The 16095-nt window shown below is 48.3% G+C and carries 13 protein-coding genes; 9 read left to right on the top strand and 4 right to left on the bottom strand.

What is annotated here, in order from left to right:
* Positions 1–38: 38 nt before the first annotated feature.
* The 3 genes from OIR97_RS11890 to OIR97_RS11880 form a co-directional block, all read right to left on the bottom strand.
* The gene (locus OIR97_RS11890) at positions 39–488 is read right to left on the bottom strand and encodes a potassium channel family protein (RefSeq protein WP_219821756.1); all 450 of its coding nucleotides are present in this window, start codon (positions 486–488) and stop codon (positions 39–41) included.
* Positions 489–616: 128 nt separating this feature from the next.
* The gene (locus tag OIR97_RS11885; RefSeq protein ID WP_169545931.1) at positions 617–2221 is read right to left on the bottom strand and encodes a GMC family oxidoreductase; all 1605 of its coding nucleotides are present in this window, start codon (positions 2219–2221) and stop codon (positions 617–619) included.
* Positions 2222–2262: 41 nt separating this feature from the next.
* Positions 2263–3057, bottom strand: a complete 795-nt coding sequence (locus OIR97_RS11880) for an AraC family transcriptional regulator (protein ID WP_169545930.1) — start codon at positions 3055–3057, stop codon at positions 2263–2265.
* A 102-nt stretch (positions 3058–3159) separates the two neighbouring features.
* Between OIR97_RS11880 and OIR97_RS11875 the strand changes: the two genes are divergently transcribed.
* From OIR97_RS11875 to OIR97_RS11860, 4 genes are all read left to right on the top strand, one after another.
* Positions 3160–4413 (top strand): NAD(P)/FAD-dependent oxidoreductase, encoded by a 1254-nt coding sequence (locus tag OIR97_RS11875; protein ID WP_169545929.1) that lies wholly within the window; start codon positions 3160–3162, stop codon positions 4411–4413.
* A 90-nt stretch (positions 4414–4503) separates the two neighbouring features.
* Entirely contained in the window at positions 4504–6540 is a 2037-nt protein-coding gene (locus OIR97_RS11870; protein WP_169545928.1) for a molybdopterin-dependent oxidoreductase, read from the top strand.
* Positions 6541–6556: 16 nt separating this feature from the next.
* Positions 6557–6949 carry a GFA family protein gene (locus tag OIR97_RS11865; RefSeq protein WP_169545927.1) on the top strand — a complete coding sequence of 131 codons (393 nt, stop codon included), beginning with the start codon at positions 6557–6559 and terminating at the stop codon, positions 6947–6949.
* Positions 6933–8219: a glycerate kinase type-2 family protein gene (locus tag OIR97_RS11860; protein WP_169545926.1), complete on the top strand. Its 1287-nt coding sequence runs from the start codon at positions 6933–6935 to the stop codon at positions 8217–8219. Before OIR97_RS11865 ends, OIR97_RS11860 begins: the two co-directional genes overlap by 17 nt.
* A gap of 6 nt (positions 8220–8225) precedes the next feature.
* Here the strand turns inward: OIR97_RS11860 and OIR97_RS11855 are convergent, their stop codons facing one another.
* Positions 8226–8783: a helix-turn-helix domain-containing protein gene (locus tag OIR97_RS11855; protein WP_219821755.1), complete on the bottom strand. Its 558-nt coding sequence runs from the start codon at positions 8781–8783 to the stop codon at positions 8226–8228.
* A gap of 104 nt (positions 8784–8887) precedes the next feature.
* Between OIR97_RS11855 and tdh the strand changes: the two genes are divergently transcribed.
* From tdh to OIR97_RS11830, 5 genes are all read left to right on the top strand, one after another.
* Positions 8888–9940, top strand: coding sequence for an L-threonine 3-dehydrogenase (gene tdh / locus OIR97_RS11850; protein WP_169545924.1), 1053 nt, complete (start codon positions 8888–8890; stop codon positions 9938–9940).
* A gap of 1 nt (position 9941) precedes the next feature.
* Complete coding sequence (locus tag OIR97_RS11845; RefSeq protein WP_169545923.1) at positions 9942–11117, top strand: glycine C-acetyltransferase; 1176 nt, start codon at positions 9942–9944, stop codon at positions 11115–11117.
* Positions 11118–11420: 303 nt separating this feature from the next.
* Complete coding sequence (locus OIR97_RS11840; RefSeq protein WP_169545922.1) at positions 11421–13355, top strand: serine protein kinase; 1935 nt, start codon at positions 11421–11423, stop codon at positions 13353–13355.
* Positions 13356–13365: 10 nt separating this feature from the next.
* The gene (locus OIR97_RS11835) at positions 13366–14604 is read left to right on the top strand and encodes a YeaH/YhbH family protein (RefSeq protein WP_169545921.1); all 1239 of its coding nucleotides are present in this window, start codon (positions 13366–13368) and stop codon (positions 14602–14604) included.
* 15 nt (positions 14605–14619) lie between these two features.
* The gene (locus tag OIR97_RS11830) at positions 14620–16053 is read left to right on the top strand and encodes a SpoVR family protein (protein WP_169545920.1); all 1434 of its coding nucleotides are present in this window, start codon (positions 14620–14622) and stop codon (positions 16051–16053) included.
* Positions 16054–16095 lie beyond the last annotated feature (42 nt).

The following is a 16095-nucleotide window of genomic DNA, read 5'->3' as shown; positions in this document are numbered from 1 at the left end:
AAAGACAAACCCTGCAAGAGCAATTCTTGCAGGGTTTTTTAATCGTCGCGAGACAACGGCTGCATCATGCCATGCTTGCGCCAGAAGAACCCTCTCACATTCACCAGAAACGCCGTACTCCACCCAAAAAGAAGGATGCCGCTAACAGCTTGCAAAGAGGCCGTTAATTGCCAGGCTTCAGACAGAATAACATCCCCATAACCAAGCGTTGTGAAAGTCACGGTGGAGAAATAAACTGCTTCTGACATGGAGGTTGTCTCGCCGACCAGACGATAGAAACCAGCCCAGATCCAGGCTTCGATTGTATGGGCCATGAACAGCCCCAATACCACAACGATCATGATCACAACATGACCAAAAACCGGATATTTCAAGTCCCATCTGGGGCCGCGGCTTTTTACTCTTCTGAGTAATAGCTCAAGACATAAGGCATGATTGATGACACAAAGAATGATTAAAACAGTTCCGGAAAAAAGTTGTAAGAACATACGATTGCGTGCCTTGTAGAGCCTGAATTTCAGTCTTATTAGAAGGACTTGCCTGTCCGGGGTCAAGGCTCGATTGGTAACAGACGAGCAATAATGCCCATCTGTTGGTCTTCTTTATCGCCCATTTGTCAGGCGGCTATTGTTGCTTTGCCTGCGTCTGCTTTTATCATATCAGACGCTTTTTCGCCGATCATGATGGTTGGTGCGTTGGTATTGCCGCCAATAAGGGTTGGCATAATTGACGCGTCGGCAATTCTTAATCCCTCAAGTCCACGGACTTTTAATCCTGCATCGACGACAGCCATGTCGTCAGTTCCCATCTTGCAGGTACCAACCGGGTGATAAACTGTATCCGCTTTATTTCGAATTGCATCTATAATGGATTCATCATCGTCGAGATCTACCGGGTACAGAGGCTCCCCGCGATACGCATCAAAGGCAGGGGCGTGCAGGATTCGTTCCATTCCCTTAACCCCCTCCAGAAGCGTTTTGACATCGTCTTCGTGATCCAAAAACTTTGGATCAATACGAGGTGCGGAAAGCGGATTGGTATTATTGAGGCCAACTGTTCCACGGCTCTTGGGACGTAAAACACAACAGTGGCAACTGAAACCACCGCCGAGATTTGTTTTGCGGGCGTGATCATCCAGCATACCAATAACCAGGTGTAACTGGTAGTCCGGGATTTCTTTTTCGGGGCTGGTTTTCAAAAAAGCACCTATTTCCGCAAAGGGTGTTGTTATAAGACCTGTTCGTTGTTTGCGCCATTCGAAGATTGCTTTAATGACTTTGCTCGCACCTTTCAGATTAATACCAAGAACATCTTCTGAGTTGGATCGATAGGAGCTGACATAGTCAATATGATCCTGAAGGTTTTCGCCTACCCCCGGTAGTTCGTGAACCATGTCAATGCCGAACGGTTTAATCGCCTTTTCAGGCCCGACACCAGATAGAAGCAGTAGTTGCGGTGTTGCAAAAGCGCCGCCGCACAGGATCACTTCCTTTCCAGCGTTTATTTCTTTGGTCTGACCATCCTGAAGATATTGAATGCCGACAGCTTTTTTCCCTTCAAAGAGAATTTTTGACGCCGTCGCATGGGGGATAACGTCCAAATTGGGGCGGTTCAGATTGGGGGTCAGATACCCTTTGGCCGCACTCCATCTTTCTCCATTTTTCTGGGTGGTTTGATAAGGGCCGACCCCTTCCTGTATGTTCCCATTAAAATCGTTATTGATTGGGAGTTGCAGTTCTTTTGCTGCATCCATGAAGACATTTCCAATTTTCATGGGAGAGGTTAAATTGGCAACGTTGAGAGGGCCGCCGATCCCATGATACTCATCCTCACCCCGTTCATTATTCTCAGCCTTTTTAAAATAGGGAAGAACCTCTTTATAGGACCATCCGTTATTTCCTAGGCTGGCCCAATGATCATAATCCCATTTATGGCCGCGCACATAGAGCATGGCATTAATGGAACTGGAGCCTCCCAGCGTTTTCCCGCGCGGCTGGTACCCTTTTCGGTTATTCAGTCCAGGCTGGGGTATGGTTTCAAAGGCCCAGTTGTTGATTTTTCTTGGTAACATGACGGCGGTCCCAATCGGCGCATGGATCAAAATGCTTTTGTCTGGGCCGCCGGCCTCCAAAAGACAGACTTTTACGGATGGATCCTCTGACAGTCGGCTTGCAACAACGGATCCTCCTGATCCACTTCCGACGACAATATAATCGTACATTTTTTATCTCCCTGCTTTTGTTATTCTCTTATTTTTCCGCTCTATTCGCTGGTTACATTTTTGAAATACCGCGAAGGGGTTACGCCAATAATCTGCTTGAATACGGAAATAAACGCGCTGACACTTTCATAGCCCATGTCGAGGGCAACTTCGGTTACTGTTTTTTCTTCCGCGAGCAGTTCGATCGCAGCCATGATCCGGCGTTGTTGGCGCCATTTTCCAAACGTCATGCCGGTCTCTTTTTTAAATAGGCGGGTCAGATTTCGGGCGCTGGTTCCGATCGATCTGGACAGATCTTGTAAATCGCGTGTGTCTGCTGGATCGTTCATCAAAATGGAAACAAGTTTCACCAAACGATCATCCGTCGGTAAGGGCAGAAGCAACGGCGCTGTTTTAGCGCTTTGCATTTGATCCAGAATGACAGCCATAATTCTGCTTTCCGGCGTTTCAGGTTCATATTTTGCCGGGAAGCTCTCTGCGTGAGAGATAAGAGACGCAAGTAGGGGAGAAACCTCTAAAACGCAGCAGTCGGGCGGCATTTTTCCCGTTTTGTCTGCATCAATATGAAGCACAAAAAATTTGGCGGCGGCATTTATGTTAATGCTGTGCGTTTTTTCCGCGGGGATCCAAACAGCGTGTCCCGGCGGCACAAGCCATCTGCCTTGCTCGGTCTGAACAAGGGCCACCCCTTTTGCCGTATAGGCCAGCTGTCCCCATTTGTGATGATGGGCTTCAAAATCGATACCCGTTTCCAAGAGATCATAAACCCGAAGCGCGACAGGGCGTTTTATGAAATCATTCTTTGTATAGCTCGCCAAGGTTCGTTTATGGTGCATAATCGAACAGGCTACTCTCGAAAAATGAGCGGGCCAAGAAAAAAATGACCGTGGATCGGCCTCGGTTATGAATGTGTTTGAGTGCTTATTCAGGGGGCGCAGGTGTCAAGTTCTTCTAAATGTGATGTTCTCGTTGTCGGGGCCGGAATTGTTGGGGTCAGTACTGCCTATCTGCTGCAACATGCAGGCCTGCATGTAACACTGGTTGATAAAAAAGGGCCTTGCGCAGGCACGTCATATGGGAATGCGGGGGCGATCGTTGATAAATGCAGTGTACCCAATTCCCTTCCGGGTTTGTGGAAATCTGTGCCGTCCATGTTACTGGACACCACTGGTCCGTTGACGTTGCGCTGGTCTTACCTTCATAAAATCATGCCTTGGTTGGTGCGCTTTTTGGCCGAGGGCCGTTCTGAACGTGTGACACATAACGCAGCCGCTTTGCGACGGTTAAGCGAGACAGCCGCAGCAGACTGGCAATGGATCAGCGAGGCTGCCGGACTTTCTGATCTGGTGAAGGAAGTGGGTTGGTTGAAAGTTTATGACAGCGAGGAAGGATTTGAAGGCACCAGTGATGCCCGCGCCATTATGGATGCGCATGATACTGACTATGAAATTCTTTCTCAATCAGACCTGTATGATCTGGAACCGGGATTAAATCGCATTTTCAAACATGGCCTTTTTCAACGCAGTGCGCGCTTTCTGCTCAACCCTGAGAAGATGGTCAAAGGGATTGCGGATGCCTTTACCAAAATCGGCGGGAATATTGTGATCTCGGAAATTCAGCAGATTACTGAAAACGAACAGGGGCTGGTTGCAACTGGCCAAAGCCACAAAATCGAGGCCGGTCGGCTTGTTCTGTGCACGGGTGCGTGGTCAAAAAATCTGGCTGGACAATTCGGAGCGGATATTCCATTGGATACAGAGCGCGGATATCACCTGATGTTCCAGACCCCGAACGGTCCGACGATCCAGCGGCCTATCGTTTATGGCGAAAAATCGTTTGTTCTGGCCCCTATGGAAATGGGCGTTCGGATGACAAGTCAGGTGGAGTTTGCTGGACTTGAGGCTGGCCCTGATTATCGGCGCATTCGGAAATTGGTCCCCTTAGCCCAGAAAATGCTGCCGTCACTGGATGGTAAAGAACAGGATGTGTGGCTTGGATACCGACCCTCGCTCCCAGATAGTTTGCCGGTTATCGGTCCGTCCCCAAGAAGCAACCGGGTGACTTTCGCGTTTGGGCATCAACATTATGGAATGACCCTGGGACCGACCACGGGCAGGTTGGTTCGGGACATCGTGCTTGGGAACCGCGATAGTCTGCCCCTGTGGCCCTATCGTGCGAATCGTTTTTCTTAGTATTGGTACCTCGAAACTTTGCTTATTGGCTCTTTTGAGGGGACTGGTTTTGCGACATTATTGATCTCAGATTTTTGATGGAGCGAAACCATGTCTGCTGAAGTTGCGAGCGTATGCCCCCTGGACTGTCCCGATACCTGTAGTTTAACGGTGACTGTGTCTGACGGTAAAATAGCGAAAGTTCGCGGATCGAAAGCCAACCCGCTTACCAATGGAGTGATCTGCAACAAGGTGTCCAGTTCATATCCGGACTTTGTGCATGGGGGCAATCGGTTGACGACCCCGTTGCGGCGGACCGGACCGAAAGGTACGGGTGCGTTTGAGCCTATTTCATGGGATCAGGCGTTGGATGGGGTTTTTGAGGGTTTCTCGCGTATTATTGACGAATACGGCCCGCAAGCTATCACTCCGCTAAATTATGCGGGACCCCACGGCATGCTCGCGGGTGGTTCAATGGACTTGCGTTTCTTTCACAAGTTGGGTGCAAGCCTGCTAATGAGAAGCCCGCTTTGCGGAGGCGTGAAAAGTTCGGCATTCAAGGGAACATTCGGCGCCATGGCGTCTATGCAGCCTGAGCAAATCGTGCATTCAAAACTGATCATTGTCTGGGGAAATAATGTAACTTTTTCCAACCTTCATTTGGCACCGCTTATCAAGAAAGCAAAAGCACAAGGCGCGAAGCTGGTTGTTATCGATCCAAAGAAAATCAAGATTGCCGAACAGGCGGATCTTTATTTGCCTGTCAAACCGGGTATGGACATTATTCTTGCGTTTGCCTTGTTACTGGAGCTGGAAAAACTGGGAGCCTTTGATCACCGGTTCATCGAAGAACATGTTCAGGGCTTTGAAGATGTTATGGCCGAGGCGCGCAAGCGTGATTTGCACGAAGCAAGTGCGTTATGCGGGGTGGCCGAAGAGGATATTAAACTGCTGGCACGGCTTTATAAAGATGCTAGTCCTGCTGCGATTTCCGTCGGTAATGGCATTGAGAGAAACCAGAACGGCGGGAACAGCATCCGTGCGATATATGCGCTGCCCTCTTTTTGTAACAAGTTTGGTCTGCTTGGCGGTGGGGTTATCGGCGGTGCTGGAAATCTGTTTCCTAAAACGTCGGCTAAATTGGTGCGTCCCGACCTTGTTCCTGAGGGGACACGGAGCTTGAATATTATCGATATCGGACGGCATCTGGCCGAGGACGATCTCGACATTCCGCTGAAAGGGGTTTTTATCTACAACCATAATCCTGTGATTGTTTCACCGGATCAGAATGCCATGAAAAAAGGGCTGTCTCGCGAGGATATTTTTGTCGTTGGTTGTGATGTGGCGATGACAGACAGTATGCAATATGCAGATATTATTTTACCTGCGGCGACCCATTTTGAACATGATGATATTTTTTGCGCATATGGCCAACCTTATGTCCAACGGGCAGAACCTGCGATTAAACCTGTGGGACAGTCTCTCCCGAATACGGAAATTTTCAGGCGGCTTGCTGCGCGGTTTGGATTTACCGACGATCTTTTTAAAGCGTCTGATAAACAACTGATGGATGATGCGCTGGATCCTGAAGATCCTCGACTTGGCGGATGTAAACCAAGTGAAATTCCCGTAGGAAAAGCGTTATCGATGGAATCTGATGTTGGGCAGGTGATTGTTTTTAAAAATACATTCCCGCAAACACCTTCTGGAAAAATTGAATTCAGATCCCCTTATCTGGAAGAGCAGTTTGGGCAACCAGTGCCTGTTTACAACCCACTGGAAACGACATATCCGCTCAGCCTTGTAACGCCTTCATCCAATAAGTTGACGAATTCGACCTTCGGCGGTATTGACCAGAATGCGGATGTTCCGTTTGTTGAAATGCATCCTGAAGATGCCACAGCCCGGAATTTGACATCGGGGCACACTGTCCGTGTGTTCAATGATTTGGGTGAAGTATTTTTGCCGCTGAAAATAACAGATGCTGTTCGTCCAGGTGTGATTTATTCACCCAAGGGATCCTGGTTCAAAACCACACCGAATAATCAAACTGTTTCTGCTTTGGCGCCCACGTCCAAGGCTGACCTTTCCTTTGGTGCCTGCTACAATGATTGCCGTGTCGAAGTTGAAGGTAGCAAGCAACCATAGGTGAGGAAGATCGGTCATGATTAAAGCGCGCGGGGGATGTCTGTGCGGGGGCGTTTCGTTTGAGGTGAAGACGCCGGTTCGTAATGTTGTTTTTTGTCATTGCAAACAATGCCGCACAGCGCATGGGAATTTCATTGGTTATACTCAAAGCCAATTAGACGGTTTTCACTTTGTTTCTGATGCAACGTTGAAATGGTATGCGTCGTCAAAATTCGCAACTCGTGGCTTTTGTTCGGAATGCGGAAGCAATATGTTCTGGCAGGAAAAGGGTTCTGATACTATTAATTTCACCGCAGGGTGTTTGCAGGAGCCAACCCATTTACGGTCTGAGAGCCATATATTTGTGGGCTCTGCCGGGGACTATTACCAATTGAACGACGAATTGCCAAAATATGACAAAAGTGATTGATCCAGACCTCTTCCTTCGCTCGTTATTTGACAGAGCGGTGGACGCAGCGTTGCCATCAGGAAAAATTGATCTAACGCATGTAGAGAAACCAAAAGGTAAAGTCGTGGTTATTGCTGCGGGGAAGGCGGGCGCTTCCATGGCGGCTGAAGTTGAAAAGCATTGGCCGGACAAAGTTTCTGGTATTGCTTTGACGCGGTATGAGCATGGCTTGCCACTAAAAAAAATTCGCGTCATTGAAGCGGGCCATCCTGTCCCTGACGAGCAGGGAGAGAAGGCGGCGCGCGAGATTTTGGCTCTGGCTCATTCCCTGACAGAAAATGATTTATTGATCTGCCTGATTTCTGGCGGTGGTTCAGCGCTTCTGTCGCTGCCTGCCGGTGGAATTGATTTCGCTGAAAAGAAGAAAATAAACAAGGCGTTGCTCAAGTCAGGGGCGACGATATCAGAAATAAATACGGTCCGAAAAAAGCTGTCCGCGATTAAAGGCGGACGTCTTGCGGTTGCGGCTTGGCCTGCAAAAGTGATGACCTACATGATTTCGGACGTACCGCAAGATGACCCGTCGGTTATCGCATCAGGGCCAACGGTTCCTGATACGACATCCTGTGTAGAGGCGCTGCGGATCCTTGATGGATATCAGATATCTGTGTCCCAAAGGCTCCGTGCATTTTTGGAAGCTGAAAAAGGCGCGCCTCCGGACGTATCCCATCCGGTTTTTGATCCAGAGTGTCTGAAAATGATTGCGACCCCGCAAGTATCCTTGCAAGCGGCAGCACAGGAAGCGCGGGAACACGGTATTGAGCCTCTGATCTTGGGCGATAGTATTGAAGGGGAGGCCCGGGATGCCGCGCTTTTTATGGCGGGGATCGTCCGACAAATTGTCGCTTATGATGAACCGGTTAAGAAGCCTTGCGTCATTTTGTCTGGCGGCGAAACAACGGTAACGGTTTCAAATGATAGCGGTCCCTTGGGACGTGGTGGTCGAAACGCAGAGTTTCTGCTGGCCTTTTGTCAGGCTATTGGATCAGAACATCCGGTGTATGCGTTGGCGGCCGACACGGATGGTATCGATGGTACGGAAGACAATGCGGGGGCCATTTGCCGCCCGGATACGATAGTGCGGGCGGCCCGTTTGGGTTTAAAGACTGACGAATACCTGAAACAGCATAATGCCTATGGTTTCTTTCAGTCGTTAAATGATTTGATTTTCACCGGGCCGACCCGAACGAATGTCAATGATTTCCGCGCGATCCTGATCCTTCCAGAATAGTATGTCCTATTTACCGATCATCATAACAAGCAGTGCGCGGGTTTCCTTGTCACTGGCATTTTGGATCGCATGGGGCCGGTCCGCTCGATAGCGTGCCGTTTCACCCGTCTTGACAAGACCAGTTTCTTCGCCGGTTGTCAGTGAAATTTCTCCTTCCAGAACTGTCAGATGCTCCATGGTCCGTGGGGCGTGGGGGTCTGAAACCAGTGCCCCTGATGGCGCCAGCCTCAGTTCGTACCATTCGATATCGTTTACCAGATCGGCCGGGCTTAAGATCGTCAGGCTATACTGACCGTCAGGGTCGTGCAGAACAGGAACCGAAGAGCCCGCGACGATGGAAAGGCTGCCCGATCCTTCTTCCCCCCTGATCAAGTCATCAATGGTTTGATCTAATGCTTCCGCCAAACGCCAAACTATGGCGAGGGTAGGATTAGTCTCGTTGCGCTCTATTTGAGATAACATGGATTTCGACACACCACAGAGAGAGGCAAGTTGGTCGAGTGTTAATTGTTTCTCTTTGCGAAGCCGGTTTATCGTTTTGCCGACGGCTGGGGGAGTAAGCATTTTTTGAGTCATAATTCCTATTGACAGGATAAAAATCCATTATATTGTACAAACTGTAATTCCATTATACTGGATTTTTATCCAATTACTAGAGAGTAGATGAAATGTTTGCGATATCAAAAGCCAAACCGGAGCCCGGCATCTGGTCTTCGGACCAGCCACCCTTACCAGCACCTGGTCGTGGCATGGTGATGGTCGATGTTATCGCAACCGGTATTTGCGGCACGGACTATCATATCTACCGATGGGATCAGTGGTCTTCCGGACGCATTCGAACCCCCATGACGATTGGCCATGAATTTGTTGGTCTCATCAGTGCTATCGGCGCTGACGTGACCGGTTTTTCTCTTGGTGAACGGGTTTCAGCGGAATGTCATATCGCTTGTGGCCTATGTGCACTTTGCCGTACCGGAAACGCCCATATTTGCGAAAAAACCCAGATTATTGGCGTCGATCGTCCGGGCGCTTTTGCCGAACAGGTTGAAATTCCTGCGACAAATCTTTGGAAAGTGCCCGATGCGATCCCTAATAAACATGCTGCTGTTTTTGACCCTGTCGGAAATGCAATGCATATGGTGACAACCGCCAAAGTCACGTCAAAGGACGTTCTGATTGTTGGTGGCGGTCCGATTGGTCTGTTTGCAGCCGCCATTTCAAAAGCCCACGGCGCGCGAACCGTGTCTGTACAGGAGCCCAATCAGGCCCGCGCCGCTATCGCAGCGTCTTTGAAGCCTGATCTGGTGGTTAATCCCAGAGATCTGGATTGTACGTCCAGGATATTGGATATTACGGAAGGACGGGGTCCTGATGTTGTTTTGGAAGTCAGTGGGAATGGGCGCGCCTTGAATTCAGCGCTGGATATTGCCGCACCGGGTGCAACGGTTGCCCTGCTTGGGATACCCGGCGGACCGGTGGAGCTGGATCTAGGGGGCAAGGTTGTAATGAAGGGGATCAGTCTCATCGGTGTAACGGGGCGCAGAATGTACGAAACCTGGTTTCAGGTTGAAGCTTTCATGCTGAAAAATCCGGATTTGATTGAAAAAGTGGTCACCCATGTTTTGCCGGCTTATGAATATGAAAAAGGTTTTCAGCTTATGGATGATGGGGCATGTGGAAAAGTCGTTCTGGACTTCAAACGGACGGTTAAAGGGGCGTAAGATGAGCAAAGCGTTACTCGACAGGTTATCAGCCAACCTTCATCAGGAAGAAGAGAGCGGGACCTATAAACATCTCAAATACATTAAAGGGGCCATTGGCTCAAAGATTGAGTTGGAAAATTTTGGGGAAGTAACTCTTCTATCCTCCAACGATTATCTGGGGTTGGCAAATAACCCCGAGGTGGTTCAGGCCGCTAAGGATGCACTTGATAAATATGGGGCCAGCACCGCGTCTGTAAGATTTATTTGCGGGACACAGGACATTCACCGCCAGTTGGAAGAGGCCATTGCTAATTTTCACGGTACCGAAGCGTCCCTTAGTTATTCGTCCTGCTGGGCAGCTAATACGGGGTTGTTTTCCGCAATTACGGTTCCCGGAGATGTTATTCTGTCAGACGAACTCAATCATGCAAGCCTGATCGATGGTATTCGTGCCACAGCAAAAGGGGTTGTAAAAGCTGTTTACAAGCACAGCGATCTTGCGGATCTAAAGCAAAAACTTATTGAGCATAAAGATGCACCGTCGCGACTTATCGTGACGGACGGTGTGTTCTCAATGGAGGGGGATATCGCCAAGTTGGATAAAATTGTTGAGCTCGCGCAGGAGTTTGATGCTTTAATTGTACTGGACGACTCCCATGGTTTAGGAGTGCTGGGAAAAACAGGGCGTGGCGTTGCGGAACATTTTGGCGTCTTGGACAAAATTGATATTTTCACCGGGACCCTTGGGAAAGCTCTGGGTGCTGGAACCGGCGGTTTTGTTGCAGGGCCAAAATCTGTGACTGAGAGCCTGATCCAGAAGTCTCGCCCACACCTCTTTTCAAACGCTTTACCTGCGAGCGTTGCAGCCGCGGGCTGTAAATCGTTAGAGCTACTCGATCAGCATCCTGAAAAGGTCGCGTTATTGCAGCATAAGGCCGCATCCTTTCGGGAACGGCTTAAGACACTGGGTCTTTCACCGCTTGAAGGTGAAAGTGCGGTAGTCCCGGTTATCGTAGGGCAGACGGCAACTGCCATTAAAGTTGCAGGAATAATGTTGGAAAAAGACGTTTTTGTAACAGGCTTTGGTTTTCCAGTGGTACCGGAAGGCGAAGCCCGGTTGCGGTTTCAGGTATCCGCTTCCCATACAGACGAACAGTTGGAAAATGCCGCTCAGCTGTTGCGGGATAGCTTGTAAGAAACACATAAAATCTGGCAGCGGAATACAGGGGGCAGGCGTAATTTCAGCCTGCTCTTTGTGGTTTTACGGCTCTTGAAGAAAACGCTTCTGAAGCGGAAAATCTTTTTTTTATTTGTTTCGGTATTATAAAAATAACGATTGTGGAATAACACGTTAAGCTTCATGTGCGCTGAAATATCTGATCGCTCCTTTCTTGATTTTTCCATTACATTAACCACCTTTAATATAAGGGCCGAATGAATTTTTCCCTTTTAAGTATGATGCTCTAGGCCCGGCTATTTTCAAGTTGGAGTGAAATAGATGGACAAAACCAAAAATGATTTTAAGGAGATAATTCGAAAAGACCAAGCGACACGAAAAAGTAAAAACTGGAACGGAACTTTTCTTGAATATTTGGAACTCGTCCGTAAAAACCCTGAAATATATTCCCTCGCACATAAGCACTTATACAAAGTGATTTGTGATGCCGGGATGGTTGAAGACGCCGCACTGGATGACAGTGCACGCAGCTTGAAACTATGGGGAGATCATCCCCCAAAAATGTATAATTTCTTTAAGGATGAATTCTTTGGTGTCGAACAGCCACTTGAGAAAATCGTTCGTTATTTTCATGCCGCAGCCATGAAAGGGGAGGAAAGCCGTCAGGTTCTGTATCTGATGGGTCCCGTTGGCGCAGGTAAAAGCTCAATTTCAGAATTATTGAAAAAGCGCCTGACGGATGCAGATCCGATTTACGTGATTGACGGTTGTCCGATCCGCGAAGAGCCGTTGCATCTGATCCCCAGACCGCTTCGGGATAAATTCAATGAAATGCTGGAAGTACAGATTGAGGGTGAACTTTGCCCGGTTTGCCGGTACCGTCTGGAGCATGAATTTGACGGCAAATATGAGAATTTTCCTGTAACAACGAGTACGTTCTCGCGCATGCATCGGCGGGGTATCGCCGTTGTTCCACCTGTTGATCCTAATAATCAGGACACATCCGTTCTAATTGGATCTGAAGACATTTCCAAACTCGACCAGTATTCTGAGGGCGATCCAAGGGTTCTGGATCTGAACGGCGCGTTTAATGCGGGCAATCGTGGGATTGTGGAGTTTATCGAGGTCTTCAAGAATGAAACCGAATATCTTCATTCCATTATTACCGCAACACAGGAAAAGTTTGTGCCGGCACCCGGCCGTCACGGAACGATCTATGTTGATAGTGTGATTCTAGCCCACTCCAACGAAGCGGAATGGCGCCGCTTTAAGGCTGATCACACCAACGAAGCCATATTGGACCGGATCGTGACGGTCAAGGTTCCCTACAATCTACGTCTTGATGAAGAGGTGAAAATTTACGAAAAAATGTTGGGTCGGTCTGGCTTTAAATCTCATATTGCCCCGCATACTCTCAAGATTGCGGCGATGTTCGCCATCCTCAGTCGTCTTGAAAAATCACCAAAATGCGACCTGGTGACAAAGATGCATTTGTATAATGGTGAAGAAGTCATTGAAAAAGGCCGAACCAAGAAAATCGACATAGAAGAGTTGAAAGAGGATGCCAAATTCGAAGGCATGAGCGGAATTTCACCGCGTTTTATCATGAAAGCCATCGATACGGCCTTAACCGATACAGTTGAAGGTATTACGCCGATCCACATACGGGAAGTTATGATCCGCATGGTCAAGGATATGGAATTTGCGGATGATGTCAGAAAACATTATCTGGATTTGTTACAGGATACGATCAATAAGGCCTATCTTGAAATCCTCGAAAAAGAGATCACCAAGGCGTTTGTATATGCCTATGAAGAGCAGGCTGAAACCCTTTTCCAAAACTATCTTGATCATGCAGAAGCCTATGTGAACAAGACGACGTTGAAGGAAAACAGTTCCAAAGAGGAAATGCAGCCCGATGAAGGGTTCCTTAAAAACATAGAGGAGCAGATCGCCATCATTGGATCGTCCGTTGATGGGTTCCGTCAGGAGGTTATTTCTTATTTATGGGCCGTCGGTCGTCGGGGTAAAAAGGTAAATTACAAAAGTTATGAACCTTTGAAAGAAGCCATCGAGAAGAAACTCATGGAATCGGTCCGCGACATTAGCCGAATTATTACCAAGGCGCGCACCAGAGATGAGGAACAGCAAGAGAAGTTTAGTGCGCTGGTCGAGAATATGCTGGAGCGCGGCTACAACGAGTTTTCGGCCAATGTTGTTCTGAAATACGCATCGAATCATCTATGGAAAGATTAAGGAGGGTAAGATGGGCGCCGTTTTTCGTCCATATTCTCCGACGGACAGCCTGCAATCTGACCGGTCTTCTGGCGACCGGCAGAGGCATCGCGAAAAACTACGTGATGTGCTGAAGGAGAATATTGCAGATGTTATCTCTGAACAGTCCATAATCGGGCGTGATGGGAATAATATTATAAAAATCCCTATCAAAGGTATAAAGGAGTACCGGTTTGTTTATGGGCCGAATAACCCGCGTGTGGCCCAAGGTAATGGTGGAACTGAGCCGGGCGACAAGGTTGGTAAAGTGCAACAGGAAGGGGGCGCTGAGGAGGGTGAAGCCGGTGACCAGCCGGGAGAAGACTATTACGAAACCGATGTCACACTGGACGAATTGGTTGAAATCATGTTTGAGGATCTGGAACTGCCAGATCTTGAAAGCAAACCGCTCCGCGCGATCGAAAGTGAATATACCCACAAGCGGAGTGGCACGAAGCGCGTTGGAATTCGGGCTCATCTTGACAAAAAACGCACAGTAAAAAATAGGATAAGACGCCGATTTGCCCATCAGAAGATGATGAATGCAGAAGAAGAGGGGCAACCCTTGGAAATCGACGAAGCTGAGGAAAAACGATTTCCTTTCAGCGCAAAAGATTTTCGGTTTCACCGACATAAACCCGATATCAGATACGAATCGAATGCCGTTGTCATCTGCCTCATGGATACATCCGGTTCGATGAATGTCATGAAAAAGTATCTGGCCAGAAGCTTCTTTTTCCTTCTGTATCAGTTTGTCCGCCTAAAATATCGCCAAACCGAACTTGTCTTCATTGCGCATGACACAAAGGCAAAGGAAGTCAGTGAAGATGATTTTTTTCATAAGGGCGAATCCGGGGGAACAATGATCTCATCCGGATATCGAAAAGCACTTGATATCATACATGATAGATTTGATCCATCTATATGGAATATATACGCTTTTCATTGTTCTGATGGCGATAATTTTCAAGAAGATGTTCCGCGAACGCTGGCTTTGGCAAGAGAGCTGTGCGCCTGCTGCAACCTATTTGGCTACGGTGAGATAAAGCCGGTGGGAGGCATTGCATGGGGAACACCAATGCTACAGCATTTTGATGAATTGACAGAAGAGAATTTCACCACCATCGGCATTACCGCGAAGTCAGATGTCTGGCCGAAATTCAAAGCCTTTCTATCCCGTGATCGAGAACGCGCGCAGGATTTCGAGTCAAACTTCAATCCCCATATCTAAGCTGGATGGTTTAAGATGTCACGTCAGTATACATTGAAAAATTTACAGGAATGGGAAGAGAGAATAGCTGAAAAGGTCGAGGAATTCGGACTGGACTGCTATCCTCAGGAGTTTGAAATCTGCGACCATATGCAGATGCTTGGCATGATGACCTATCATGGTATGCCCTCCCATTACCCGCACTGGTCATTTGGTAAATCATTTGAAAGAACCAAGACGCTCTATGACTATGGCGTTCAGGGCATCCCGTATGAAATGGTCATTAACAGCGACCCATGTATCGCGGGACTTATGCGGGATAATTCTGAATGTCTGCAGGTTCTGACGATGGCGCATGTCTATGGGCATAATGACTTTTTCAAAAATAATTTCACCTTTCGTCATACAGAGGCAAATCGGGTTGTCGCCCGGTTTAAATCCCATGCAGATCGCATCCGTGGATATGTTGAAGATCCATCGATCGGGCAGGGGGCGGTTGAACGTATTCTGGATGCCGCCCATGCGCTCTCCTTTCAATGTCGGCGCAATCAGGCCATTAAACGGCGGACGCCCCAGGACCAAATCGAGAAAGCGCTTGCGGAACAAAAAGACGACCCGACAGCCGCCGCCTTCTCCAGCGACGCTGTTCTGCATAAAAACCCGTTAGAGCCTGAGGAAAATATTCTGCTGTTCGTGCGGGACAATAATCCGCGCCTTGCTGAATGGGAAAAAGACCTGCTTACAATTGTTCACGAAGAAGCCCTTTATTTTCAGCCTCAAATGGAAACGAAAATTATCAATGAAGGCTGGGCCTGTTACTGGCACAGGGAGATTATGAATAGTCTGGACCTGCCAGCAGAAATTCATATGGAGTTTCTGGTACGTCACAATCAAGTCGTTCGGCCCATTCCAGGTGATCTAAACCCTTATAATATAGGTCTTACGCTGTGGGACCGGATCGAAGAGACTATTTTGGGAGAGGCGCGCAACCATTTTGATGACCCTCAGGCAACAGATGTCCGCCATAAGATGTTCGAAATTCGGGAAACTGATCGGGATACTTCTTTCATCCGGCGGTTTATGGACCGTCAGACAATGGAGAAGCTCGATTTGTTCGAGGCAAAGACCGAAGGGTCGGATTGGGTCGTTTCCAAGATTTCGACTGACGAGGATTGGAAGCCTGTGCGGGATCTGTTGGTGAAAAGTGTTGGATTGGGCGCCATACCCGATATTACCATTGTTGATTGCGATGGTGATGGTGCGCGAACGCTAAAGCTGCAACATATGTTTGACGGCCGCGAACTGGAAGCAACTTATGCAGAAAAGACTTTAAACCATCTATATGAGCTTTGGGGACGCAAAGTCAGCCTTGAAACCGTTCTCAACGATAATCCCGCTGTTTATTCGTATGATGGAATGGCCTTCTCAGTTACGCCAAATCTGATCACGGCGATGTATCCCACCTTCTGAATATAAAACATGCGCTTCTTTGATGGCGCAATGCGTCAATTT

This window comes from Sneathiella aquimaris, from assembly GCF_026409565.1.
Lineage (GTDB): Bacteria > Pseudomonadota > Alphaproteobacteria > Sneathiellales > Sneathiellaceae > Sneathiella > Sneathiella aquimaris.
This window is presented reverse-complemented; position numbering and strand designations above follow the sequence as displayed.